The sequence below is a fragment of the Pseudomonas sp. URMO17WK12:I11 genome, assembly GCF_007677725.1.
In the GTDB taxonomy this organism is placed as follows: Bacteria; Pseudomonadota; Gammaproteobacteria; order Pseudomonadales; family Pseudomonadaceae; genus Aquipseudomonas.
This window is the reverse complement of record NZ_VEDF01000011.1, coordinates 57,938-82,956: the sequence shown is the minus strand read 5'-3', so window position 1 is coordinate 82,956 and position 25,019 is coordinate 57,938. Positions and strand designations below refer to the sequence as shown.

At 61.6% G+C, this 25,019-nt stretch carries 19 protein-coding genes; 16 read left to right on the top strand and 3 right to left on the bottom strand.

Annotated elements, in window-relative coordinates; all coding sequences use genetic code 11:
* The 4 genes from FS665_RS19535 to FS665_RS19520 all read left to right on the top strand — a co-directional run bounded on the left by FS665_RS19535 (position 1) and on the right by FS665_RS19520 (position 5,911).
* Complete coding sequence (locus FS665_RS19535; protein WP_145192210.1) at positions 1-633, top strand: DsbA family protein; 633 nt, start codon at positions 1-3, stop codon at positions 631-633.
* Entirely contained in the window at positions 626-2,458 is a 1,833-nt protein-coding gene (locus tag FS665_RS19530; RefSeq protein ID WP_145192207.1) for an ABC transporter ATP-binding protein, read from the top strand. The genes FS665_RS19535 and FS665_RS19530 overlap by 8 nt, the downstream gene beginning before the upstream one ends.
* Before the next feature lie 162 nt (positions 2,459-2,620).
* Complete coding sequence (locus FS665_RS19525) at positions 2,621-5,077, top strand: EAL domain-containing protein (RefSeq protein WP_145192204.1); 2,457 nt, start codon at positions 2,621-2,623, stop codon at positions 5,075-5,077.
* Between the two features lie 39 nt (positions 5,078-5,116).
* The gene (locus tag FS665_RS19520) at positions 5,117-5,911 is read left to right on the top strand and encodes a TenA family transcriptional regulator (protein WP_145192201.1); all 795 of its coding nucleotides are present in this window, start codon (positions 5,117-5,119) and stop codon (positions 5,909-5,911) included.
* A gap of 43 nt (positions 5,912-5,954) precedes the next feature.
* Here the strand turns inward: FS665_RS19520 and FS665_RS19515 are convergent, their stop codons facing one another.
* The 3 genes from FS665_RS19515 to ubiG form a co-directional block, all read right to left on the bottom strand.
* Entirely contained in the window at positions 5,955-6,695 is a 741-nt protein-coding gene (locus FS665_RS19515; protein ID WP_145192198.1) for a YciK family oxidoreductase, read from the bottom strand.
* Between the two features lie 112 nt (positions 6,696-6,807).
* Entirely contained in the window at positions 6,808-7,479 is a 672-nt protein-coding gene (gene mupP, locus FS665_RS19510) for an N-acetylmuramic acid 6-phosphate phosphatase MupP (RefSeq protein ID WP_145192195.1), read from the bottom strand.
* Between the two features lie 2 nt (positions 7,480-7,481).
* Positions 7,482-8,180, bottom strand: a complete 699-nt coding sequence (gene ubiG / locus FS665_RS19505; protein ID WP_145192192.1) for a bifunctional 2-polyprenyl-6-hydroxyphenol methylase/3-demethylubiquinol 3-O-methyltransferase UbiG — start codon at positions 8,178-8,180, stop codon at positions 7,482-7,484.
* A gap of 202 nt (positions 8,181-8,382) precedes the next feature.
* On the opposite strand from ubiG, the gene mtnA reads away from it, so the two are divergent.
* The 12 genes from mtnA to FS665_RS19445 all read left to right on the top strand — a co-directional run bounded on the left by mtnA (position 8,383) and on the right by FS665_RS19445 (position 25,010).
* Positions 8,383-9,459, top strand: coding sequence for an S-methyl-5-thioribose-1-phosphate isomerase (mtnA, locus tag FS665_RS19500; RefSeq protein ID WP_145192189.1), 1,077 nt, complete (start codon positions 8,383-8,385; stop codon positions 9,457-9,459).
* A gap of 276 nt (positions 9,460-9,735) precedes the next feature.
* The gene (gene gyrA, locus FS665_RS19495; RefSeq protein ID WP_145192186.1) at positions 9,736-12,513 is read left to right on the top strand and encodes a DNA gyrase subunit A; all 2,778 of its coding nucleotides are present in this window, start codon (positions 9,736-9,738) and stop codon (positions 12,511-12,513) included.
* A 129-nt stretch (positions 12,514-12,642) separates the two neighbouring features.
* Positions 12,643-13,728, top strand: coding sequence for a 3-phosphoserine/phosphohydroxythreonine transaminase (serC, locus tag FS665_RS19490; RefSeq protein ID WP_145192183.1), 1,086 nt, complete (start codon positions 12,643-12,645; stop codon positions 13,726-13,728).
* Entirely contained in the window at positions 13,728-14,822 is a 1,095-nt protein-coding gene (pheA, locus tag FS665_RS19485) for a prephenate dehydratase (protein ID WP_145192180.1), read from the top strand. Before serC ends, pheA begins: the two co-directional genes overlap by 1 nt.
* A gap of 140 nt (positions 14,823-14,962) precedes the next feature.
* A complete protein-coding gene (locus tag FS665_RS19480) occupies positions 14,963-17,170 on the top strand; it encodes a bifunctional prephenate dehydrogenase/3-phosphoshikimate 1-carboxyvinyltransferase (RefSeq protein WP_256675114.1) in 2,208 nt (735 codons plus the stop codon).
* The gene (cmk, locus tag FS665_RS19475; RefSeq protein ID WP_145192175.1) at positions 17,167-17,853 is read left to right on the top strand and encodes a (d)CMP kinase; all 687 of its coding nucleotides are present in this window, start codon (positions 17,167-17,169) and stop codon (positions 17,851-17,853) included. The genes FS665_RS19480 and cmk overlap by 4 nt, the downstream gene beginning before the upstream one ends.
* A gap of 124 nt (positions 17,854-17,977) precedes the next feature.
* Positions 17,978-19,654 (top strand): 30S ribosomal protein S1, encoded by a 1,677-nt coding sequence (gene rpsA / locus FS665_RS19470; RefSeq protein WP_008095150.1) that lies wholly within the window; start codon positions 17,978-17,980, stop codon positions 19,652-19,654.
* A 764-nt stretch (positions 19,655-20,418) separates the two neighbouring features.
* The gene (gene ihfB / locus FS665_RS19465) at positions 20,419-20,715 is read left to right on the top strand and encodes an integration host factor subunit beta (protein WP_145192171.1); all 297 of its coding nucleotides are present in this window, start codon (positions 20,419-20,421) and stop codon (positions 20,713-20,715) included.
* A 15-nt stretch (positions 20,716-20,730) separates the two neighbouring features.
* Positions 20,731-20,994 (top strand): lipopolysaccharide assembly protein LapA domain-containing protein, encoded by a 264-nt coding sequence (locus FS665_RS19460; protein ID WP_145192168.1) that lies wholly within the window; start codon positions 20,731-20,733, stop codon positions 20,992-20,994.
* Between the two features lie 101 nt (positions 20,995-21,095).
* Positions 21,096-22,526 carry an MBL fold metallo-hydrolase gene (locus FS665_RS19455; RefSeq protein ID WP_145192165.1) on the top strand — a complete coding sequence of 477 codons (1,431 nt, stop codon included), beginning with the start codon at positions 21,096-21,098 and terminating at the stop codon, positions 22,524-22,526.
* Positions 22,527-22,893: 367 nt separating this feature from the next.
* Positions 22,894-24,153 carry a glycosyltransferase family 4 protein gene (locus FS665_RS19450; RefSeq protein WP_256675113.1) on the top strand — a complete coding sequence of 420 codons (1,260 nt, stop codon included), beginning with the start codon at positions 22,894-22,896 and terminating at the stop codon, positions 24,151-24,153.
* Positions 24,150-25,010, top strand: coding sequence for an SDR family oxidoreductase (locus tag FS665_RS19445; RefSeq protein ID WP_145192163.1), 861 nt, complete (start codon positions 24,150-24,152; stop codon positions 25,008-25,010). The genes FS665_RS19450 and FS665_RS19445 overlap by 4 nt, the downstream gene beginning before the upstream one ends.
* Positions 25,011-25,019: the final 9 nt, after the last annotated feature.

Below are 25,019 nucleotides of genomic sequence, written 5' to 3'. Positions count from 1 at the left end.
ATGACTGCCCGCCTGCTGTATGTAATGGACCCGATGTGCTCGTGGTGCTGGGGTTTCGCTCCAGTGGCCTCGGCACTCATCGAGCAGGCCGCGCAGGCGGGTATCGCCACGCATCTGGTAGCGGGTGGCTTGCGTAGCGGCGCCACGGCGCTCGATGCTGCGACCCGCAAGTACATCCTCGAGCATTGGCAGGCGGTCGCAGAGGCCAGCGGTCAGTCTTTTCGGTTCGACGGCGCCATGCCCGACGGTTTCGTCTACGACACCGAACCCGCCTGTCGCGCGCTGGTGGCCGCCCGTGGGCTGGACGCCGAACGGGTCTGGCCGTTGCTCGAGCTGATTCAACGCGCCTTCTATGAGCAGGGCGTCGATGTGACCCGCGCGCCGCAACTGGTCGAGCTTGCCGAGCAGGCCGGCTACGAGCGCGAGCGTTTCGCCCAGCAATTTGCCAGCCATGATGCTCGCGCCGCGACGGCGGCGGATTTTTCCTGGGTGCAAGGCCTGGGCATTGCCGGTTTTCCAACCCTGCTGGCTGAGCGTAACGGCCAGCTGGCACTCTTGACCAATGGCTACCAGCCACTGGGCAACCTGCAACCCCTGTTGGGCCGCTGGCTGCAGCAGGCCGTCTGTGCTTGACCTGCCAGGGTCGCCCGACCCTGTACCAGGGAAACCCGCGGGCGTGGCCGAGCGCTTGAGCTGGGCGGAGATTCGCCGCCTGGCGTTGCACCACAAGAAACACCTCTGGACCGCCAACCTGGTTGCAGTGCTGGCCGCCTGCTGCAGCGTGCCGATCCCGTTGCTGCTGCCACTGTTGGTCGATGAAGTGCTGCTCGGCCATGGCGATAGCGCGTTGAAGTGGATGAACCAAGTGTTACCCAGCGCTTGGCAGGTCGCGGCCGGCTACATTGGCCTGATGCTGGCGCTGACCCTGTGCCTGCGCGTGGCGGCGCTGGCCTTCAACGTGGTGCAGGCCAAGCTGTTCGCCGGCCTTGCCAAAGACATCGTCTACCGCCTGCGCGTGCGCTTGATCGAGCGCCTCAAGCGCATCTCGCTCAAGGAGTATGAAAGCCTGGGCAGTGGCACGGTGACCACGCACCTGGTCACCGACCTGGACACCCTCGACAAATTCGTCGGTGAAACCCTCAGCCGGTTCCTGGTGGCCATGCTGACGCTCACCGGTACCGCCACGATCCTGATCTTCATGCACTGGAAACTGGCGCTGCTGATCTTGCTGTTCAACCCGCTGGTGATCTACTTCACCGTGCAGTTGGGCAAGCGCGTCAAGCACCTGAAGAAGCTCGAGAACGACAGCACCTCGCGCTTCACCCAGGCCTTGACCGAAACCCTCGACGCCATTCAGGAAATCCGCGCCGGCAACCGCCAGGGCTACTTCCTTGGGCGGTTGGGCCTGCGCGCCCGCGAAGTGCGCGACTACGCCGTGGAATCGCAATGGAAAAGCGACGCCAGCGGACGCGCCAGCGGGCTGTTGTTCCAGTTCGGTATCGATATCTTCCGCGCCGCGGCGATGCTCACGGTGCTGTTCTCGGACCTGTCGATCGGCCAGATGCTGGCGGTGTTCAGCTACCTGTGGTTCATGATCGGGCCAGTCGAGCAGCTGCTCAATCTGCAATACGCCTACTACGCTGCGGGCGGGGCCCTGAGCCGGCTCAACGAATTGCTCGCACGCGCCGACGAGCCCCAGTATGCGGCCGCCAGCGACCCGTTCGGCGGTCGTGAAACGGTGGGCATCGACGTGCGCGATGTGAGTTTTGCCTATGCCGACGAACCGGTGCTGGATCAGTTGAACCTGAGCATTGCCGCGGGTGAAAAGGTCGCGATCGTCGGTGCCAGCGGCGGTGGCAAGAGCACCCTGGTGCAGTTGTTGCTGGGCCTGTACAGCGCCCAGGCTGGCACCATCCGCTTCGGCGGTGCCAGCCTGCAGGAAATCGGCTTGGAAACCCTGCGCGAAAACGTGGCAGTGGTGCTGCAGCACCCGTCGCTGTTCAACGACAGCGTGCGCGCCAACCTGACCATGGGCCGCGATTGCAGCGATGAGGCATGCTGGCAGGCCCTGCGCATTGCCCAGCTGGACGCCACCATCGCCGCGTTGCCGCAGGGTCTGGACAGCGTGGTAGGGCGCTCAGGCGTGCGCCTGTCCGGCGGCCAGCGCCAGCGCCTGGCCATCGCGCGCATGGTCTTGGCCGAGCCAAAGGTGGTGATCCTCGATGAGGCCACCTCGGCGCTGGACGCCGCTACCGAATACAACCTGCATTTGGCGCTGGCGAAGTTTCTCAGTGGCCGCACCACCTTGATCATCGCCCACCGCTTGTCGGCCGTGAAACAGGCCGACCGTGTGCTGGTGTTCGATGGCGGGCGCGTCGCTGAAGACGGCGACCACCAGCAGTTGATCGCAGAAGGTGGGTTGTATGCCAAACTCTACGGCCACTTGCAGCAGAGTTGAGCGGCAAGCGGCAAGCGGCAAGTAAAAGCAAAAGCAGAAGCAACGAGCGCTGGATGGCTTTTTCTTGTAGCTTGCAGCGTGCAGCGTGCAGCTGCCGTTCTGAGCTACGCTGTGCTTGTCTGGGTTGATTCTGGGTCTTATCTGCTCTGCGACAGGGACTAAATGAAGGGAAATCGCACTCAAGAAGCGCCAAGGTTGATAGGTATCATCTGGCCCTTCATCGCCGTGGTGGTGTTGCAGGTGCTGCTAGGTAGCCTCAGCCTCTACGCGCTATCGGCGGTTCGTGCCTACGTGGCCGGCGAAAGCCTTTGGTCCAAGGCGCAGAAAGATGCCATCTACTACCTCAACCTGTATGCCGACGACCGCGACGAGCGTACCTACCAGCGCTATCGCCAGGCCATGAGCGTGCCCCAGGGCGATCACGAAGTGCGCCAGTTGCTCGATCAACCGGATCCCGACATCGAAGGCGCTCGCCAGGCGGTGCTGCGCGGGGGCAACCACCCTGACGACGTCGAGCGCATCATCTGGTTCTACCGCAACTTCCGCCAGATCAGCTACATGCAGACCGCCATCGACTACTGGAACATTGGCGATGAATTTCTGCTCAAGCTCGATGTGCTCGCCCGCGAGATGCACGCAGGCTTTGCCGCCGGCCAGGTCGGCAGCGCTCGGCTCGATGAATGGAAAGGCCGCATCGTTGCCATCAACGAAGGCGTGACCCCGGCTGCAAAAGCCTTCAGCGACGCCCTTGGCGAGGGCTCGCGCATGCTTTTGCGCGTACTGCTGTTCACCAATCTGCTCACCGCGCTGTTCCTGATCGCCATCGCCTGGCGCCGCTCGAGCAAGCTGCTGGCCCAGCGTCAGGCATTCGCCAGCGCCCTGCAGGCCGAGAAGGAACGGGCGCAGATCACCCTCGAATCGATTGGCGATGCCGTCATCACTGCCGACGTCGACGGCAATATCGTCTACATGAACCCTGCAGCCGAGCAATTGACCCACTGGCAGTCCGGCCAAGCCCTCGGTTTGCCGCTGGGGGCCTTGTTCAACCTGCTCGACGAGCAGGAGCAGGGCCTTGGCTGCACCTTGGTGGAGCAGGTGCTCAGCGGCAGCCTCATGGGCGGCGCCGAACATGCACGGCTGATCCAGCGCCTGGACGGCAGTACGGTGTCGGTCAACCTGGTCGGCTCGCCGATCATCAACAACGGCCAGGTCGCCGGTATCGTGCTGGTGCTGCACGACATGACCCAGGAGCGCCAGTACATCGCCAACCTGTCCTGGCAGGCTACCCACGATGCCCTGACCGGGCTGGCCAACCGCCGTGAGTTCGAATACCGCCTGGAGCAGGCGCTCAACGGCCTGGCGCGGCAAAGTGCGCGGCATACCCTGATGTTCCTCGACCTCGATCAATTCAAGTTGGTCAATGACACCTGCGGCCATGCAGCCGGTGACGAGCTGCTCAGGCACATTTGCGCGGTGCTGCAATCGGCGCTGCGCGAAGGCGATACCCTGGCCCGCCTGGGCGGTGACGAGTTCGGCGTATTGCTCGAGAACTGCCCGCCCGACCAGGCTGAACGCATCGGCGAAAACCTGCGCCAGTCCGTGCAGAGCCTGCACTTCGTGTGGAAGGGCAGGCCGTTCGTGACCACCGTCAGTATCGGCCTGGTGCACATGCCGCAAGCCCCTGGCACGCTCGAGGCGTCGCTGCGTGCTGCCGACATGGCGTGCTACATGGCCAAGGAGAAGGGCCGCAACCGCGTGCAGGTCTATCACGCCGATGACAGCGAATTGTCCATGCGCTTTGGCGAAATGGCCTGGATCCAGCGCCTGCACGTCGCCCTCGAGGAAAACCGTTTCTGTCTGTACTGCCAGGAAATCGCTGCGCTGACGCCCATGGACGGCGCTGGCCATATCGAGATCCTGCTGCGCCTGCACGACGAAAGCGGGCGGACCATTCTGCCGGACAGCTTCATTCCCGCCGCCGAGCGTTACGGGCTGATGACCGCCCTGGACCGTTGGGTGGTGCGCAGCGTGTTCGAAGTCATTCGCCAGTGCCTGGACCAGGAGCGCGAGGGGCCGTTGTCGATGTGCGCCATCAACTTGTCCGGGTCGAGCATCGGCGATGACAAGTTCCTCGACTATCTGCAACGCTTGTTTGTCGAGTTCGACATTCCGCCGCGCATGATCTGCTTCGAGATCACCGAAACCAGCGCCATCGCCAACCTCGGCAGCGCGATTCGCTTCATCAATGAATTGAAGGGACTAGGCTGCAAGTTCTCGCTGGATGACTTCTGTGCCGGAATGTCGTCATTCGCCTATTTGAAACATTTACCTGTCGACTTCTTGAAGATCGACGGAAGTTTCGTCAAAGATATGCTCGACGACCCGGTCAACCGTGCCATGGTCGAGGTGATCAATCACATCGGCCACGTCATGGGTAAGCGGACCATTGCCGAGTTCGTTGAAACACCGTTGATCGAGCAGGCCTTGCAGGAGATCGGCGTGGACTACGCCCAGGGCTATCTGATCGAAAGACCGCAGGTGTTCACCTGCGACAGTCTGCAGCGCCAACGGATTGCCGCGCGGCCCTTGTTGCACCGGGCGCCTGGTACGTTTCGCTGATAACACGTCCGCTAAATCACAAGGATCAAGGAGCTGAAAGTGATTGATGCATTCGTACGTATCGGGCCCTTGATGGACCCGGCCAGCTATCCCCAGTGGGCCCAGCAGTTGATCGAGGACTGCCGAGAGAGCAAGCGCCGAGTGGTCGAACATGAGTTCTACCAGCGCCTGCGCGATGGCCAGCTGCGCCAGTCGACCATCCGCCAGTACCTGATCGGTGGCTGGCCGGTGGTCGAGCAGTTTTCCCTGTACATGGCCCACAACCTGACCAAGACCCGCTATGCCCGCCACCCTGGCGAGGACATGGCGCGGCGCTGGCTGATGCGCAACATTCGGGTCGAGCTCAACCATGCCGACTATTGGGTGAACTGGTGCCATGCCCATGGCGTGCACCTGCACGACCTGCAGGCGCAGGATGTGCCGCCGGAACTCAATGGCCTCAATGACTGGTGCTGGCGCGTGTGCACCACCGAGTCGCTGGCCATCGCCATGGCGGCGACCAACTATGCGATCGAAGGCGCGACCGGTGAATGGTCGGCTGTGGTCTGCGCCGACGACACCTACGCCATGGGTTTCCCGGAAGGCCAGCGCAAGCGCGCGATGAAATGGCTGAAGATGCACGCCCAGTACGATGATGCGCATCCGTGGGAGGCGCTGGAGATCATCTGCACGCTGGCCGGTGAGAACCCGACCCAGGGGCTGCGCAACGAACTGCGCAAGGCCATTTGCAAGAGCTACGACTGCATGTACCTGTTCCTGGAGCGGTGCATGCAATTGGAGGGGCAGCAGGGCCAGCAGCAAGGTCGCCTGCGCCCGGCCTTGGCCGCTGGTTGAACGCCACTGGGGCCGCATTCGCGGCCCCAGTTATTTTCTGCTGCTACTGGGCGTTGAACGCCTGCCCGTTGACGGCTTTGCTGTCAGGCCCCATCAGGTACAGATACACCGGCATGATCTGCTCCGGCAGCGGGTTGTTCTGCGGGTTCTCGCTCGGATACGCCTGCGCGCGCATCGCGGTGCGGGTGGCGCCCGGGTTGATGCTGTTGGAGCGCACCGCCGCCACCCCTTCAAGCTCGTCGGCGAGGGTCTGCATCAGCCCTTCGGTGGCGAACTTCGACACCCCGTAAGCGCCCCAGTAAGCCCGCCCCACGCGCCCGACACTGCTGGAGGTGAACACCACCGAGGCGTCCTCGGAAAGCTTGAGCAGCGGCAGCAGTGTGCTGGTCAGCATGAAGGTGGCGTTGACGTTGATGTGCATGACGCGCATGAAATTGTCGCCGGACAGCTGCTCCAGCGGCGTGCGCGGGCCAATGATCGATGCGTTGTTGAGCAGCCCGTCAAGGCGACCGAACTGGGTTTCGATCATCGCCGCCAGCTCGTCGTACTGGTGGGGCAGGGCAGTCTCGAGGTTGAACGGAATGACCGCCGCCTGCGGATGCCCGGCTGCTTCGATCTGGTCGTAGACTTCGTTGAGGTTGGCTTCGGTCTTGCCCAGCAGCAGTACGGTTGCGCCCAGGGCTGCATAGGCCTTGGCCGCTGCGGCGCCGATCCCCCGGCCAGCGCCGGTTACCAGAATGATGCGCCCTGCGAGCAGGTCGGGACGCGCGGTATAGTCGAACATGATTCTGTCCTTGGCTTGAGCTGCAAGTGGCCTTGAGCTGCACCATGAAAGCGCTGGTGACTGCAGCTTTTCACGTGCAGGTCGCAGCTCGCCACTTGCCACTTTGGAGGTATCAGCAACCGCAGAGGGCGCCGTCGATGACCTTGCGCAGGTCTTGCGGATGGTCCACCACTACGTCGGCACCCCAGTTGTTCGGGTTGTCCTCCGGGTGAATGTAACCGTAGCGCACGGCGGCGGTGCGGGTGCCGGCATCGCGCCCGGATTCGATGTCGCGCAGATCGTCACCGACGAACAGTACGCTGGCCGGGTCCAGCTTCAGGGTAGTGCAGGCCAGGATCAGTGGTTCAGGATCGGGCTTGCTGTTTTTTACATGGTCGGGGCAGATCAGCAGGGCCGAACGTTCGGCCAGGCCCAGGCGCTGCATGATCGGCTCGGCGAAGCGCAGCGGCTTGTTGGTGACCACGCCCCACAGCAGGTTGCCTTTTTCGATATCGGCCAGCAGCTCGGCCATGCCATCGAACAGCTTGCTGTGCACCGCGCAGTCACGCTGGTAGCGCTCGAGAAACTCCAGGCGCAAGGCCTCGAAGCCCTCGGCGTCAGGGTCCATGGCGAAGGTCGCGGCCACCATGGCGCGCGCACCGCCGGAGATCACCCCGCGAATCAACTGGTCGTCGACCGCCGGCAAGCCGCGGTCGGCCAGCATGGCCTGGCAGATGGCGATGAAGTCTGGCGCCGTGTCGAGCAAGGTGCCGTCCATGTCGAAGAGTACCGCTCGCAAACGCATGCTCATTCCTCGCGCAGGGTCTGGATCATGTAGTTGACGTCGACGTCGCTGCTGAGCTTGTAGTGCTTGGTCAGCGGGTTGTAGGTCAGGCCGATGATGTCCTTGACCTCGAGCCCGGCCGCACGGCTCCAGGCGCCCAGCTCGGAAGGGCGGATGAATTTCTTGAAGTCGTGGGTGCCGCGCGGCAGCATCTTGAGGATGTACTCGGCGCCGACGATCGCCAGCAGGTAGGCCTTGGGGTTGCGGTTGATGGTCGAGAAGAACACCTGGCCGCCGGGCTTGACCAGGCGATGACAGGCGCGGATCACCGAGGACGGATCAGGCACGTGCTCGAGCATCTCGAGGCAGGTGACCACATCGAACTGCCCGGCCATCTCGTCGGCCAGCGCTTCGGCGGTGATCTGCCGGTAATCCACCTCGACGCCCGATTCGAGCTGGTGCAGCTGGGCCACTGCCAGGGGCGCCTCGCCCATGTCGATACCGGTGACGGTGGCGCCGCGCAGGGCCATGGCTTCGCTGAGAATACCGCCGCCGCAACCGACGTCCAGGACTTTCTTGCCGGCCAGGGCGACGCGCTCGTCGATCCAGTTGACGCGCAGCGGGTTGATGTCGTGCAGGGGCTTGAACTCGCTTTCACGGTCCCACCAGCGGTGGGCCAAGGCTTCGAACTTGGCGATTTCTGCGTGATCGACGTTGCTCATTGAACAATCCTCTGGAACGGAGTCTGAGCGGCAAGTGGCGAGCTGCAAGCGGCAAGAAAAGACGGGTTGGCGCGCGTTCGGCGGTTTCTTGCAGGCTGTGGCTCGTAGCTTGCGCTCCAAAGGGTCGCAGTATACCCGAGCGTCTGCGGCCCAGGGTCGCTATAATCGCCCGCTTTTGATATCCAAACGACGGGGAGAGGCGATGCGCGAGCAACTATTGGCGGCGGAGAAGGTGACCGGGATGCGCTGGCAAGGCCGCGCCCTGCACCTGCTCGACCAACGCCTGTTGCCGTCGCAGGAGCGTTGGTTGACCTGCGACAATGTCGCGCAGGTGGTGGCAGCGATTCGCGACATGGCGGTGCGGGGCGCTGCCGCCATCGGCATCGCCGCCGCCTATGGCCTGGTGCTGGCCCTCGAAGAGCGCCTGGCTGAAGGCGGCGATTGGGAGATGGACCTGGAAGAGGATTTTCTCAGCCTGGCCGAAGCTCGGCCGACCGCTGCCAACCTGTTCTGGGCGCTGAACCGCATGCGCGAGCGTCTACAGCGCCTGCGTGGCGCAGAAGACCCGCTGGCAGCGCTGGAGGCAGAAGCCATCGCCATCCATCAAAGCGATCGCGAGGCCAACCTGACCATGGCCCAGTACGGCATCGAGCTGATCCGCCGGCACCAGGGCAATGAGCAGACCTTGCTCACCTACGGCAATGCCGGCGCCCTGGCCAGCGGTGGTATCGGCACCGCCCTGGGGGTGATCCGCGCGGGCTACCTCGAAGGCATGGTCGAGCGGGTGTACGCCGGCGAAACCCGGCCTTGGCTGCAGGGTTCGCGCCTGACGGCCTGGGAGCTGGCCAACGAAGGCATCCCGGTGACCCTGTGCGCCGACTCGGCGCTGGCTCACCTGATGAAGACCAAGGGCATTACCTGGGTGGTGGTCGGCGCCGACTGCATCGCTGCCAATGGTGATGTCGCCAGCAAGATCGGCACCTACCAGCTGGCTGTCGGCGCCATGCACCATGGCGTGCGCTTCATGGTGGTGGCGCCGAGCAGCAGCATCGACCTGAACCTGGCCAGCGGCGAGGATATCGCCCTGGAAGAGCGCGAGGCCGATGAGTTGCTCGACTACGCTGGCACCCGCGTGGCGCCGCCGGTGCAGGCGTTCAATCCGGTGTTCGACGTGACCCCGGCAGACCTGATCGACGTGATCGTCACCGAACGCGGCATCGTCGAGCGGCCCGATGCCGCCAAGCTGGCCCAGCTGGTGTGCCGCAAGCGCCTGCATTGATGGCTGGGTGCCGTCCCTGGTACGGACAAGCCAAGGGCGGCGCGCTGGATCGATACCGGTTCGCGGCCACCTGCCACATCTCCCCACCGCCCCGGCTTTGTGGTAACATCCGGCAGTTTCCAAGACCGCTCACACAGGCGGTCTTCATTGCGCAGATCCATGCAACAACTCATTGATTTGTCGTAAGTCGTCGCACCTTATGCGCTGCGGCAACGAGCTTCGTTCGGCCCTTGATGGAGCTGCGAAGTTTCACCAGAAAAAGGAATCAGGCTTCTCATGGGCGAACTGGCCAAAGAAATCCTCCCGGTCAATATCGAAGACGAACTGAGACAGTCTTACCTCGACTACGCGATGAGCGTGATTGTCGGGCGAGCGCTGCCCGATGCGCGTGATGGCTTGAAGCCCGTGCATCGTCGCGTCCTCTATGCAATGAGCGAACTGGGCAACGACTGGAACAAGCCGTACAAGAAATCCGCCCGTGTGGTCGGTGACGTGATCGGTAAGTACCACCCGCACGGCGACACTGCGGTCTACGACACCATCGTGCGTATGGCCCAGCCGTTCTCGCTGCGCTACCTGCTGGTCGACGGTCAGGGCAACTTCGGTTCGGTCGACGGCGACAACGCCGCAGCGATGCGATACACCGAAGTGCGCATGGCCAAGCTGGCCCACGAGCTGCTGGCCGACCTGCACAAGGAAACCGTGGACTGGGTGCCCAACTATGATGGCACCGAGCAGATCCCGGCGGTCATGCCGACCCGTATCCCCAACCTGCTGGTCAACGGTTCCAGCGGTATCGCCGTGGGCATGGCGACCAACATCCCGCCGCACAACCTCGGCGAAGTCATCGACGGCTGCCTGGCGCTGATCGACAACCCCGATGTCACCGTCGACGAGCTGATGCAGTACATCCCCGGTCCCGACTTCCCGACCGCGGGCATGATCAACGGTCGCCAGGGCATCATCGAGGCCTACCGCACCGGCCGTGGCCGCATCTACATGCGCGCCCGCTCGCAGATCGAGGACATCGACAAGGTCGGTGGCCGCCAGCAAATCGTGGTCACCGAGCTGCCGTACCAGCTGAACAAGGCGCGTCTGATCGAGAAGATCGCCGAGCTGGTCAAAGAGAAGAAGATCGAAGGCATCACCGAGCTGCGCGACGAGTCCGACAAGGACGGCATGCGCATCGTCATCGAGCTGCGTCGCGGTGAGGTGCCGGAAGTGGTGCTCAACAACCTCTACCAGCAAACCCAGCTGCAGAGCGTGTTCGGCATCAACGTGGTGGCCCTGATCGACGGTCGTCCACGCCTGCTCAACCTCAAGGACCTGCTCGAAGCGTTCGTCCGTCACCGCCGCGAAGTGGTGACCCGCCGTACCGTGTTCGAGCTGCGCAAGGCTCGCGAGCGTGGCCATATCCTCGAAGGCCAGGCGGTTGCGCTGTCCAACATCGACCCGGTCATCGCCCTGATCAAGGCTTCGCCGACGCCGTCGGAAGCCAAGGAAGCGCTGATCGCCCAGGCCTGGGAATCCAGTGCCGTGCAAGTCATGGTCGAGCGCGCCGGTGCCGAGTCGTGCCGCCCGCAGGACCTGCCCGAGCAATACGGTCTGCGTGACGGCAAGTACTACCTGTCGCCGGAGCAGGCCCAGGCCATTCTCGACCTGCGCCTGCACCGCCTGACTGGCCTGGAGCACGAGAAGCTGCTGGCCGAGTACCAGGAGATCCTCGAGCAGATCGGCGAGCTGATCCGCATCCTCAACAGCGCCCAGCGCCTGATGGAAGTGATCCGCGAAGAGCTCGAAGCCATCCGCGCCGAATACGGCGATGCCCGTCGCACGGAAATCCTCGATGCCCGTCACGACCTCAACTACGGCGACATGATCCCCGAAGAAGAGCGCGTGGTGACCATCTCCCACGGCGGCTATGCCAAGACCCAGCCGCTGTCGGCCTACCAGGCCCAGCGCCGGGGTGGCAAAGGCAAGTCGGCCACTGGGGTCAAGGACGAGGACTACATCGAGCACCTGCTGGTCGCCAACAGCCACGCCACCCTGTTGCTGTTCTCCAGCAAGGGCAAGGTGTACTGGCTCAAGACCTACGACATTCCCGAAGCTTCCCGCGCCGCCCGCGGTCGCCCGCTGGTCAACCTGCTGCCGCTGGAAGAAGGTGAGCGCATCACCGCCATGCTGCAGATCGACCTCGAGGCCCTGCAGCAGCAAGCCGACCCTGACGAAGAGCTCGAAGACGGTGATGACGGCGTCATCGAAGGCGTGCTCGAAGGCGAAATCGTCGAGCCTGAAGAGATCGACGAAGAAGACGGCGACACCCCAGAGTGGGCAGCCGAGCCAACCGGCGCCTACATCTTCATGGCCACCGCGTCAGGTACCGTGAAGAAGACCCCGCTGGTGCAGTTCGCCCGTCCGCGCTCCAATGGCCTGATCGCCTTGAAGCTCAAGGAAGGCGACACCCTGATCGCAGCGGCGATCACCGACGGCGCCAAGGAAGTCATGATGTTCTCCGACGCCGGCAAGGTGATCCGCTTCGCCGAAAGCGTGGTGCGTCAGATGGGCCGGACCGCCCGTGGCGTGCGCGGCATGAAGCTGGGCAAGGGCCAGCAGATCATCTCGATGCTGATCCCCGAGTCCGGTGCGCAGATCCTCACCGCCTCCGAGCGCGGGTTCGGCAAGCGCACGCCGCTGTCGAAGTTCCCGCGTCGCGGTCGCGGTGGTCAGGGCGTGATCGCCATGGGTACCAAGGGGCGTAACGGTCTGCTGATCGGCGCCATCCAGGTGCAGGAAGGCGAGGAGATCATGCTGATCTCCGACCAGGGCACATTGGTGCGCACCCGCGTGGGTGAAGTCTCCAGCCTGGGTCGAAATACCCAGGGCGTGACCCTGATCAAGCTCGCCAGCGACGAGACATTGGTGGGCCTGGAGCGGATCCAGGAGCCGTCCGAGGAGGAACTCGACGAGCTGCTCGAGACGGACGAGGAGGGCGTCGAGGCTCAAGCGCCAGACAACGACGACGCTGCCGGTGCCGAAGAGGCCCCGCAAAAGTAAGCAAGCGTAAAACCCGAACGGGGCGACCAAGGTCGCCCCGTTTGACTGAGTAGGGCCGCTATCACCTGGTTTTAGCAGCGCGGTGTGTGCAACAACGATTTAGTACCATTTGGCAGAGCGAGAGTGGATGTGAGCAAACGAGCCTTTAACTTCTGCGCAGGCCCAGCCGCGCTTCCTGACGCTGTGTTGCAGCGCGCCCAGGCCGAAATGCTGGACTGGAACGGCAAGGGCCTGTCGGTGATGGAGATGAGCCATCGCAGCGACGACTACGTGGCCATCGCCGAGAAGGCCGAGCAGGACCTGCGTGACCTGCTGTCCATCCCCTCCAACTACAAGGTGCTGTTCCTGCAAGGCGGCGCCAGCCAGCAGTTCGCCGAAATTCCGCTGAACCTGCTCCCGGAAAACGGCACCGCCGACTACATCGAAACCGGTATCTGGTCGAAAAAGGCCATCGAGGAAGCGCGTCGCTTCGGCAGCGTCAACGTGGCCGCCAGCGCCAAGCCCTACGATTACCTGGCCATTCCTGGGCAGAACGAATGGCAGCTGACGAACAACGCGGCCTACGTGCACTACGCCTCCAACGAAACCATCGGCGGCCTGCAGTTTGACTGGGTGCCGCAGACCGGTGACGTGCCGTTGGTCGTGGACATGTCTTCCGACATTCTGTCGCGCGGCATCGATGTCTCGCAGTACGGCATGATCTACGCCGGTGCCCAGAAGAACATCGGCCCCAGCGGCCTGGTGGTGGTGATCGTGCGCGAAGACCTGATCGGCCATGCTCGCAGCAGCTGCCCGACCATGCTCGACTACAAGATCGCCGCCGACAACGGCTCGATGTACAACACCCCGGCGACCTATTCCTGGTACCTCTCCGGCCTGGTGTTCGAGTGGCTCAAGGAGCAGGGCGGTGTCGAGGCCATGGAGCAGCGCAACCGCGCCAAGAAAGACCGCCTGTACGGTTTCATCGATGCCAGCGAGTTCTACACCAACCCGATCAGCCACAACGCCCGTTCCTGGATGAACGTGCCATTCCGCCTGGCCGACGAGCGCCTCGACAAGGCCTTCCTGGCCGGTGCCGATGCGCGTGGCCTGCTCAACCTCAAGGGTCACCGCTCGGTGGGTGGCATGCGCGCCTCGATCTACAACGCCCTGGGCCTTGAAGCGGTGGAAGCACTGGTCGCCTACATGGCCGAATTCGAGAAGGAGCACGGCTGATGTCCGAACAGGAACTCAAAGCCCTGCGCGTGCGCATCGACAGCCTCGACGAGAAGATCCTCGAGCTGATCAGCGACCGCGCCCGCTGCGCCGAAGAAGTGGCGCGGGTCAAGACCGCCTCGCTGCCGGAGGGCGAGAAGCCGGTGTTCTACCGTCCCGAGCGCGAAGCTGCGGTGCTCAAGCGGGTGATGGAGCGCAACAAGGGTCCGCTGGGCAATGAAGAGATGGCGCGGCTGTTCCGCGAGATCATGTCCTCGTGCCTGGCCCTTGAAGAGCCGCTCAAGGTCGCCTATCTCGGCCCTGAAGGCACCTTCACCCAGGCGGCGGCGATGAAGCATTTCGGTCATGCCGTGGTCAGTCGGCCGATGGCTGCCATCGATGAAGTGTTCCGCGAAGTGGCGGCCGGGGCCGTCAACTTCGGCGTGGTGCCGGTCGAGAACTCCACCGAGGGTGCGGTCAGCCACACCCTGGACAGCTTCCTCGAGCACGACATGGTGATCTGCGGCGAAGTCGAGCTGCGTATCCACCACCACCTGCTGGTGGGCGAGAACACCAAGACCAACAGCATTACCCGCATCTATTCCCACGCCCAGTCCCTGGCCCAGTGCCGCAAGTGGCTGGACGCCCATTACCCGAACGTTGAGCGCGTGGCGGTTTCCAGCAACGCCGAAGCGGCCAAGCGGGTCAAGGGCGAGTGGAACTCGGCGGCGATTGCTGGCGACATGGCGGCCAATCTGTATGGTCTGACCCGCCTGGCGGAAAAGATCGAGGACCGCCCGGACAACTCCACGCGCTTCTTGATGATTGGGCAGCAAGAAGTGCCGCCAACGGGGGATGACAAGACGTCAATCATCGTATCGATGAGCAACAAGCCAGGTGCCCTGCACGAACTGCTGGTGCCGTTCCACGAAAACGGCATCGACCTGACCCGCATCGAGACCCGTCCGTCACGCAGCGGCAAGTGGACCTACGTGTTCTTCATCGACTTCGTCGGCCATCACCGTGACCCGTTGATCAAGGCGGTGCTGGAGCAGATCAGCCAGGAGGCCGTGGCGCTGAAAGTGCTGGGCTCTTATCCAAAAGCAGTGCTGTGATCCGAGGTCGGCGGGCCTGTGGCAGCGGCCTTGCGTCGCGATGGGCTGCCAAGCAGCCCCAAATGGGCTTCACTGACCGCCTAGATTTTTGAACAGGGTTCGCACCAGTGGTAAATGCAGCAAACACCAAACCCGCGCCTATCCTCGACCGCCTGGTCGTGGTGGGTCTGGGCCTGATTGGCGGCTCGTTCGCCAAGGGCCTGCGTGAGAGCGGCTTGTGCCGCGAAGTGGTTGGCGTCGATCTCGATGCGCCATCGCGTAAGCTCGCCGTAGAACTGGGCGTGGTCGACCGCTGTGAAGCCGACCTCGCCACCGCCTGTGTCGGCGCCGATGTCATCCAGCTGGCGGTGCCGATCCTGGCCATGGAGAAAGTCCTGGCGCGCCTGGCGCAGCTCGACCTCGGCGGGGCGATCATCACCGACGTCGGTAGCGCCAAGGGCAATGTCGTGCGCGAAGCGCGTGCTGTGTTCGGCGAACGCGTGCCACGTTTCGTGCCCGGTCACCCGATTGCCGGCTCCGAGCAGAGCGGGGTAGAAGCCGCCAACCCGAGCCTGTTCCGCCGTCACAAAGTCATCCTCACCCCGTTGCCGGAAACCGACCCGGCCGCCCTGACCTTGATCGACCGCCTTTGGCGGGCGCTGGAGGCCGACGTCGAGCACATGCCGGTCGAGCGCCATGACGAAGTGCTGGCCGCGACCAGCCACCTGCCGCACCTGCTGGCCTTTGGTTTGGTCGACTCGTTGGCCAAGCGCAATGAAAACCTCGAGATCTTCCGGTACGCTGCCGGAGGGTTTCGTGATTTCACCCGTATCGCTGGCAGCGATCCGACCATGTGGCATGACATCTTCCTCGCCAACCGCGAGGCCGTCCTGCGCACCCTGGACACTTTTCGCAGCGATCTCGACGCCTTGCGCGACGCGGTCGATGCTGGGGACGGGCACCAGTTGCTGGGGGTATTCACCCGCGCACGGGTGGCCCGCGAGCATTTCAGTAAAATCTTGGCCCGCCGGGCCTATGTGGACGCTATGAACGCCAACGATCTGATTTTCCTGGCCCAACCGGGTGGCCGCCTGACTGGGCGAATCCGCGTACCGGGCGACAAGTCGATTTCCCACCGTTCGATCATGCTCGGCTCGCTGGCCGAAGGCACGACCGAAGTCGAAGGCTTCCTCGAAGGCGAGGATGCCCTGGCGACCCTGCAGGCATTTCGCGACATGGGTGTGGTCATCGAAGGCCCCAACCACGGCCGCGTGACTATCCACGGCGTTGGCCTGCATGGCTTGAAGCCGCCACCCGGCCCCCTGTATGTCGGTAACTCCGGGACCTCGATGCGCCTGCTGTCCGGCTTGCTGGCCGGTCAGTCGTTCGATGTGACCATGACTGGCGATGCGTCGCTGTCCAAGCGTCCGATGAACCGCGTGGCCAATCCGCTGCGGGAAATGGGCGCAGTGGTCGAGACCGGCCCTGAAGGCCGTCCGCCGCTGACCATCCGCGGTGGCAGCAAGCTCAAGGCGCTGACCTATACGCTGCCGATGGCCAGTGCCCAGGTCAAATCGTGCCTGCTGCTGGCCGGCCTGTACGCCGAAGGCAAGACCACCGTCACCGAACCTGCCCCAACCCGTGACCACACCGAGCGCATGCTGCGCGGCTTTGGTTATGCGGTCGAAAGCAATGGCCCGGTTGCCTCGCTGCAGTCCGGTGGCACACTGACGGCAACCCGCATCGAAGTGCCTGCGGACATTTCCTCGGCAGCGTTCTTCCTGGTCGCGGCATCGATCGCCGAAGGCTCCGAGCTGGTGCTCGAGCACGTTGGTATCAACCCTACGCGCACCGGCGTGATCGACATCCTGCGCCTGATGGGCGGCGACATCACCCTGGAAAACCAGCGTGAAGTCGGCGGCGAGCCGGTGGCCGACCTGCGCGTGCGCGGCGCCAAGCTCAAGGGGATCGACATTCCTGAAGAACTGGTGCCGTTGGCCATCGACGAATTCCCGGTGCTGTTCGTGGCCGCCGCGTGCGCCGAAGGGCGCACCGTGCTGCGCGGCGCCGAAGAGCTGCGGGTCAAGGAATCGGACCGCATCCAGGTCATGGCCGACGGCCTGATCACGCTTGGGGTGCAGTGCGAGCCGACCCCGGACGGCATCATCATTGACGGCGGCCCGATCGGTGGCGGCGAAGTGCACGGTCACGGTGACCACCGCATCGCCATGGCCTTCAGCGTCGCCTCGCTGCGCGCCAGTGCGCCCATTCGCATTCACGACTGCGCCAACGTCGCCACCTCGTTCCCCAACTTCCTCACGCTGTGCGCCGACGTCGGCATTCGCGTTGCCGAAGAGGGCAAGTCGTGAATACCCCGGCCCCGGTCATCACCATCGACGGCCCGAGCGGCTCGGGCAAGGGCACTGTCGCCGGGCTGCTGGCGCGCGAACTGGGCTGGCGGCTGCTCGACTCGGGTGCGCTGTATCGCTTGCTCGCGTTCAATGCCAGCAACCACGGTGTCGACCTGACCAACGAAGAGCTGCTCAAGGCCCTGGCCGCCCATCTGGATGTGCAGTTCATCGCTGCCGAGCCAGGTAAGCTGCAGCAGATCATCCTCGAGGGTGAGGACGTCAGCAACGTGATTCGCACCGAAACGGTCGGCGCCGGCGCCTCGATGGTCGCCTCGCTGCCAGCGGTACGCGAAGCCTTGCTGCAACGTCAGCGCGCCTTTCGCGAAACACCCGGGCTGATCGCCGATGGCCGCGACATGGGCACCGTGGTCTTTCCAGACGCGCCGCTGAAGGTGTTCCTCACTGCCAGCGCCGAGGAGCGTGCCCGTCGCCGTTACCTGCAGTTGAAGGGCAAAGGGGAAGATGTTAGTCTGTCGAGTCTGCTAGATGAGATTAAGGCGCGTGATGAGCGCGATACCCAGCGCGCAGTGGCCCCGCTGAAACCAGCGGCCGATGCCATTCAGCTGGATTCCACCGAGTTGTCCATCGAGCAGGTGCTGCAACGTATCAGGAGCGAGCTCGCCCAGCGCGGCTTGGTCTGATAACCAGGAGAGCAGGCAGGGGCACCAGTCAACGTCCTGCCGGCTTTCCTTTACTTAAAACAAACCCACATTGTCTGGAATGTGGCGATGGGCGTCTGTTTCGCCCGAATCTACAGGAATTAAAATGAGCGAAAGCTTTGCAGAACTCTTTGAAGAAAGCCTGAAAACCCTCAATCTTCAGCCGGGTGCCATCATCTCCGGTATCGTTGTCGACATTGACGGCGACTGGGTTACCGTACACGCTGGCCTGAAGTCCGAGGGCGTCATCCCGCTCGAGCAGTTCTACAACGAAGCTGGCGAGCTGACCATCAAGGTCGGTGACGAAGTGCACGTTGCGCTGGACGCGGTCGAAGACGGCTTTGGCGAAACCAAACTGTCCCGTGAAAAAGCCAAGCGCGCTGAGTGCTGGATTGTTCTGGAAGCAGCTTTCGCCGCCGAAGAAGTGGTCAAGGGCGTTATCAACGGTAAGGTTAAGGGCGGCTTCACTGTCGACGTTAACGGCATCCGTGCGTTCCTGCCGGGCTCCCTGGTTGATGTCCGCCCAGTGCGCGACACCACCCACCTCGAAGGCAAAGAGCTGGAATTCAAGGTCATCAAGCTGGACCAGAAGCGCAACAACGTTGTCGTTTCCCGCCGCAGCGTGCTGGAAGCCGAGAACTCCGCCGAGCGCGAAGCCCTGCTGGAAACCCTGCAGGAAGGCCAGCAAGTCAAAGGTATCGTCAAGAACCTCACCGACTACGGCGCATTCGTGGACCTGGGCGGTATCGACGGCCTGCTGCACATCACCGACATGGCTTGGAAGCGCATCAAGCACCCGTCGGAAATCGTTAACGTTGGCGACGAAGTCGACGTACGCGTTCTGAAGTTCGACCGTGAGCGCAACCGCGTTTCGCTGGGTCTGAAGCAGATGGGCGAAGATCCGTGGGTAGCTATCACTTCGCGTTACCCAGAAGGTACTCGCGTACAGGCTCGCGTTACCAACCTGACCGACTACGGCTGCTTCGCTGAGCTGGAAGAAGGCGTTGAAGGTCTGGTACACGTTTCCGAAATGGACTGGACCAACAAGAACATCCACCCGTCGAAAGTCGTTCAGGTTGGCGACGAAGTGGAAGTCATGGTTCTGGACATCGACGAAGAGCGTCGTCGTATCTCCCTGGGCATCAAGCAGTGCAAGTCCAACCCATGGGAAGACTTCTCCGGCCAGTTCAACAAGGGTGACAAGATCACCGGTACCATCAAGTCGATCACCGACTTCGGTATCTTCATCGGTCTGGACGGCGGCATCGACGGCCTGGTTCACCTGTCCGACATCTCTTGGAACGAAACCGGCGAAGAAGCCGTACGTCGTTTCAAGAAGGGCGACGAGCTGGAAACCGTCATCCTGTCGGTCGACCCAGAGCGCGAGCGCATCTCCCTGGGCATCAAGCAGCTGGAAGACGATCCGTTCTCCAACTTCGTTGCTGTCAATGACAAGGGCGCTATCGTCAAGGGCATCGTGAAAGAAGTTGACGCCAAAGGTGCAATCGTCACCCTGGCCGACGACATCGAAGCCACTCTGAAAGCTTCCGAAATCAGCCGTGACCGCGTTGAAGACGCGCGTAACGTCCTGAAGGAAGGCGAAGAGATCGAAGCCAAGATCATCAGCGTTGACCGCAAATCCCGCGTCATCAGCCTGTCGATCAAGTCGAAAGACGACGCTGAAGAGCGTGAAGCCATCCAGAGCCTGAAAAACGCTCCGGAAGCGGCTGCCGACACCACCATGGCCGCGCTGCTGCGCGAAGCTATGGCCAAGCAGAACTGAGTTCTGTTTGATCGGTAAAAAGGGGTGGCCTTCGGGCCACCCTTTTTTTTCGCGCTGAAAATGTGTTTAGGGTTTGGGGGGCGCCGTGCGGGGGTTGGCGTTTGTGAGATTGAGCGCCGCCCATGCGGCGCATCGCGAGCTTTGCTCGCTCCTACGTTTGTTTAGGCGAGTAAAAACTGTCGCAGGCACGCGCGACCGCCTCGTTGGTGCGACGTAAAATCGGATGCGCGAAAGCGCACACCCACAAATATCCAGGAATCATTGGCCTGCGCGAACCGTAGGAGCGAGCAAAGCTCGCGATGCGCCGCATGGGCGGCGCTCGATCTCACAGCGCCATACTCCCCGACTGCACCCGCCAGCCACACCGCGGATCGTGTCCCGAGAAGTGGTGTAACTGAAGCAACCGAAGGTGCCCTGCAGGCGAAAGAGAATGGTCATCGTAGTTCTAGGCTAACGTGAAGCAGTCAGCGATAATTCACAGGCCAAGCTGTAGGCCATGATCAACTAAACGGCAAACTCAATGGCCAGAGCCATGATGAGTTACACCACTTCCTTGGACACGATCCACCTATCCGACTTGTGACACTCTGAGCACTGTCAGTTAAACAGGCCACAGCGCCCACCGACGGGGCTAGGCATCCTTTTTTTAGCAATGCGTTCTTGAATTTTTTTATTAAGTCAAGACGCGCTCTGTTCAAATCCCTCCGAGCGTGCTACAACCTGATTGAGCAATGATCTAGCTGCTTGATAACGAAGGGAAAAATATGACGAAGTCGGAGCTGATCGAACGTATTGTCACCCATCAAGGGCTGCTCTCGTCCAAGGACGTGGAGTTGGCCATCAAGACCATGCTTGAGCAGATGTCCCAATGCCTGGCCACTGGCGACCGTATCGAGATCCGCGGATTCGGCAGCTTCTCACTGCACTACCGCGCGCCGCGCGTGGGGCGCAACCCTAAGACTGGCCAGTCTGTCGAGCTCGAAGGCAAGTTCGTTCCCCATTTCAAACCCGGGAAAGAGCTGCGCGACCGGGTCAATGAAGAAGAAGAGCACGAAGTTTAAGCAAGGAGCATCCCAATGCGTAACCTCAAGCGCGCCTTCGCGGCGTTGTTCGTGCTGCTGCTGGCGGCCGTAGTGATGTTCTTCGTACTGGAAAATCAGCAGACGGTGGCGCTTGTGCTGTTCGGCTGGTCAGCGCCGGCGGTGCCGGTAGCAGTGCCTGTGTTGGGAGCATTGGTCGTCGGCTTGGCAATTGGGCCGTTGCTCGGGGCATATGGTGTGCAGCGCAGTAAGCGCAAGATTCGTGCATCGGCTCGTCAGGCGGCGCTCAGTGGAAATTGAAGAATCTGCCTACCAGTATATAGGCAGACCTCAACTAGGCAGGAAAGCCGGCAAAGTGGGCTAATGGGCATCCTTTGCGCTGCCTCGACGAGCGTTTTGCCATGCCATTTCCCTGCATTTCACATCACGGTGGCACCGAAGGTGTTACGGGGTCTTGCCACCAACTCCACCTGAATCCGATGTTGAGCCTCCTGGTTGACTGCGGTCTAGCGCAAGGCTCGGACGCCCGGCCCGGAACCGATGCGGAGCCGGTCGGCTTCGAGATCAATGGTATATGCGCGCTGATCGTCACACACGTTCATCTGGACCATGTGGGTCGCATACCGGCGCTTCTCGCAGCTGGCTACCGCGGGCCGGTCATTTGCAGTGAACCCTCTGCAGCGTTGTTGCCACTGGTATTGGAAGATGCCTACAGGCTGACCATCAGCAACGATTCTGCTCATATCGAGCACTACCTAGGTATCGTTCGAGCGCTCATAGTGCCTTTAGCATACGACCGCTGGCATTTGGTGGTGCAGCGTGGTGACTTGTCGTGTGCCATACGCTTGAGGTGCGCTGGGCATCTGCTTGGTTCCAGCTATGTGGAATGCGATGTGCGGTCCCAACAATCGGACCTGCGGATTGTATTCTCTGGCGATATTGGGCCTCACGGCAATCCACTGCTGAATCCGGTACAGCCTCCCGAGCGGGCAGACGTTTTGGTGCTCGAGAGTACTTACGGCGATCGCCTTCATCCGCCTCGCGATTGCAGGCGCGAGCAGCTCGAGCATCTGATCGACCGCGCCCTTCAAGATCGCGGCACGATTCTAATACCTGCATTCAGCCTGGGCCGCACGCAGGAGCTGCTATTTGAGATCGAAGACATCCTTCATCAAAAAGCGTTGGTGGGAGATCCTCACGTCCTCATGGGTGCCGATGCATTCAGATGGTCACAGCTACCCATCATTCTGGACTCGCCGCTGGCGCAGCGAATAACGGCTGTCTATCGACAGCTGCACCAGCACTGGAATGAGCAGGCGAGGACGAAGATCGTCCAGGGACGTGACCCCTTGGGTTTTGGTCAACTTGTGACAGTCGACAGCCATTCACGTCATCTGCAGGTTGTGAACTATCTACGTAGCACGGGGCGGCCGGCGATCGTTATTGCTGGAAATGGAATGTGTTCGGGAGGGCGTATCGTACGGTACTTGAAGGCGATGTTGCCTGAACCCCGCCACGAAGTGATGTTTGTGGGCTATCAGGTAAAGGGTACGCCAGGGGCCGCAATTCAGGCTAGCCAAGGTGCGCAAGGACCTGGGCGTGTTGAACTGGATGGAGAATTTGTTGAGATACGAGCCAAGGTGATGACCATGAGCGGGTATTCAGGGCATGCCGACCAAGCAGGGCTTTCACACTTCGCACTCTGCACCCTACGGCCGCCCAGCAGGATTGTCCTTGTGCATGGCACAGCAGGGGCCAAATCGGCGTTGCGTGATCGTCTTATTGGCATCTTTGAAAGCATGGGTCGGGAAGTTGCTGTCAGCATTCCTTGAGCTCGCGCGGGCGGGACGACTTGCTCTTCGCTGCGCTCGCGCACACGAAAGATGAGAAAAGGGAACTGAGCGTGAGGTCGGTGCTCGGATGCGGCATGCTCGGCCGCCAGGTGTTGAAGCGGACCGCTCAAGGTAGTAGGTTGTCTGGCTAAATTTTCCGTTTGCTCTTCACCTGTCTCCCTCAGCGATGTTCTAAAGGTGGCGGCTAAAGGACAACTGCAATAATATGCGCCGGTATCTGCAGCATCGCTAGCGTCAGAGTCTCGATGCTGGCCTCTCGATTTTTGATCCCTGCGCGCTGGCAGTCTTGGTACACGGATTTCACGGGCATCATGAGCTATTGCAAGACCCACAAGGATAAGCCGGCGTGACGCTGAGACCATTGAAAATTGCTGTCGTAAGCCAATATTTTTATCCCGAGAATTTCATCATCAACGATATCGTGCTCGAGCTCAGGGCATTGGGTGTCGATGTTGAGGTCTTTACAGGTAAGCCAAACTATCCTTCTGGCGAGGTTTTTTCCGGCTATTGCGCAGAAGGTACAGTCCAGGAGCAGTTCGCTGAGGCGATCACAGTGCATCGGGCCCCACTGCGCCCCCGCGGACCTGGCGGCGCAAAAAATCTGCTCTTGAATTACCTGTCGTTCGCAGTCAATGGTTCAAGACACTTTTGGTCTCACGCAAAGCGTGGTGAGTTTGATCTGTACTTCGTCTTCGCGCCCTCGCCGATTACTTCTGTCATACCTGCCTTGGCGATGAAGTGCGCGCGGCGCGCACCGGTGTATCTGTGGGTGCAGGACCTATGGCCTGAAAGTCTGGAGGCGACCGGCTTCATTAAAAACAAATGGGTGCTTCGCGGCGTAGGCCAGTTTGTGCGGGCCTTGTACTGGGGTGTGGACGTATTGTTGGTCCAATCCAAGGCATTCATCGACCCTGTGAAGCGTTATGCCAAGGCTGAGAAGATTGTTTACTACCCAAATTCTTATCTTCAGCAAACAGCATCTGGCCAGAACAATTTGCTTCCCGCTTGGTTGATCGAGACGCTGCAATCAAGATTTTGCGTGGTGTTCGCTGGCAATTTGGGAAGCGCGCAGGCACTGCCAACCATCGTCGATGCGGCGCGCGCATTGAAAGCTCGCCAGTCACAAGCTGCGATTGTCGTAGTGGGCACCGGCAGCAGAGCATCATGGCTGCAAGAGGAAACAACCCGACTGGGGTTGGATAACTTGATTATTGCCGGCGCCTACCCGCGTGAGGCGATGGCGCAACTGTTTGCGCTCAGCGGTGCCCTGTTGGTCACCCTCAACCGTGACAAGATATTCGGCTTCACCATTCCAAGCAAAGTCCAGGCCTATCTGGCCGCGGGCCGACCGATCATCGGGTGCCTGGATGGCGAAGGCGCACGCGTTATCAATGAGGCTGGTGCTGGTGTAACGTGTCCTGCGGAAAATAGTGAACAGCTTGCGACGTGCATTAGCACGCTGCAGGCGTTGCCGGCTGAAGCGCGGGAATCTATGGGGGCTCAAGGGCGGGCCTATTTCTCAGAAAATTTTGAACTCAAGGCGCAGTGCATGGCACTGCTGCAGATGTTCGAGCAAAGGATTGGAAAGGACAGGGCTATACCATGAATGTTTTGGTTTTGGGTGTTTCTGGCATGCTGGGGAGTGCCGTTTTTCGGTATTTGTCAGCTAATTCTCCTCATCGCGTAACAGGCACCGTTCGATCGCGAGCCGCCGATAAGTTTTTCTCGCGCGCTGAGCAGGACTGCCTATTGGCGGGTGTCGACGTTCTTGACCCGGATGCACTGGCAGCTGCTTTCGCCAAGGCCAAGCCAGATGTCGTGATCAACTGTGTGGGTTTGATCAAGCAACTGGCGGATGCTAAAGATCCGCTGACCGCATTGCCCATCAACGCCATGTTGCCGCATCGGCTGGCGACGCTCTGCAAGGTGGCGGGCGCACGGCTGATTCACATCAGCACGGATTGCGTTTTCTCCGGTAGCAAAGGTATGTACACGGAAAGCGATGAATCAGATTGCACTGATCTGTATGGCAAATCCAAATTCATCGGAGAGCTGCATCATCTAGATCACGCGGTGACGTTGCGTACGTCGATCATTGGTCACGAGCTGCAGAGCAGCGCCTCGCTGATCGACTGGTTCCTCTCGCAGGAAGGCAGCACCAGGGGCTTCACCAAAGCGATTTTTTCGGGCTTGCCCACTGCGGAATTGGCACGAGTCATCCTCGATTACGTCATTCCCAACCCTTCGCTGAAGGGTCTTTACCATGTGTCTGCCGAGCCCATCGACAAATTCACGTTGCTTGAACTCGTGGCGCGGATTTACGGCAAGTCTATCGAGATCAGCCCAGATGCGAAGCTGGTGATTGATCGCTCACTGGACTCTACCCGCTTCCGCACCACTACTGGTTATCAGCCGCCGGCCTGGCCAGCGCTCATCGAATTCATGCACGCTCAGCGCGTTTAACTAATTTAT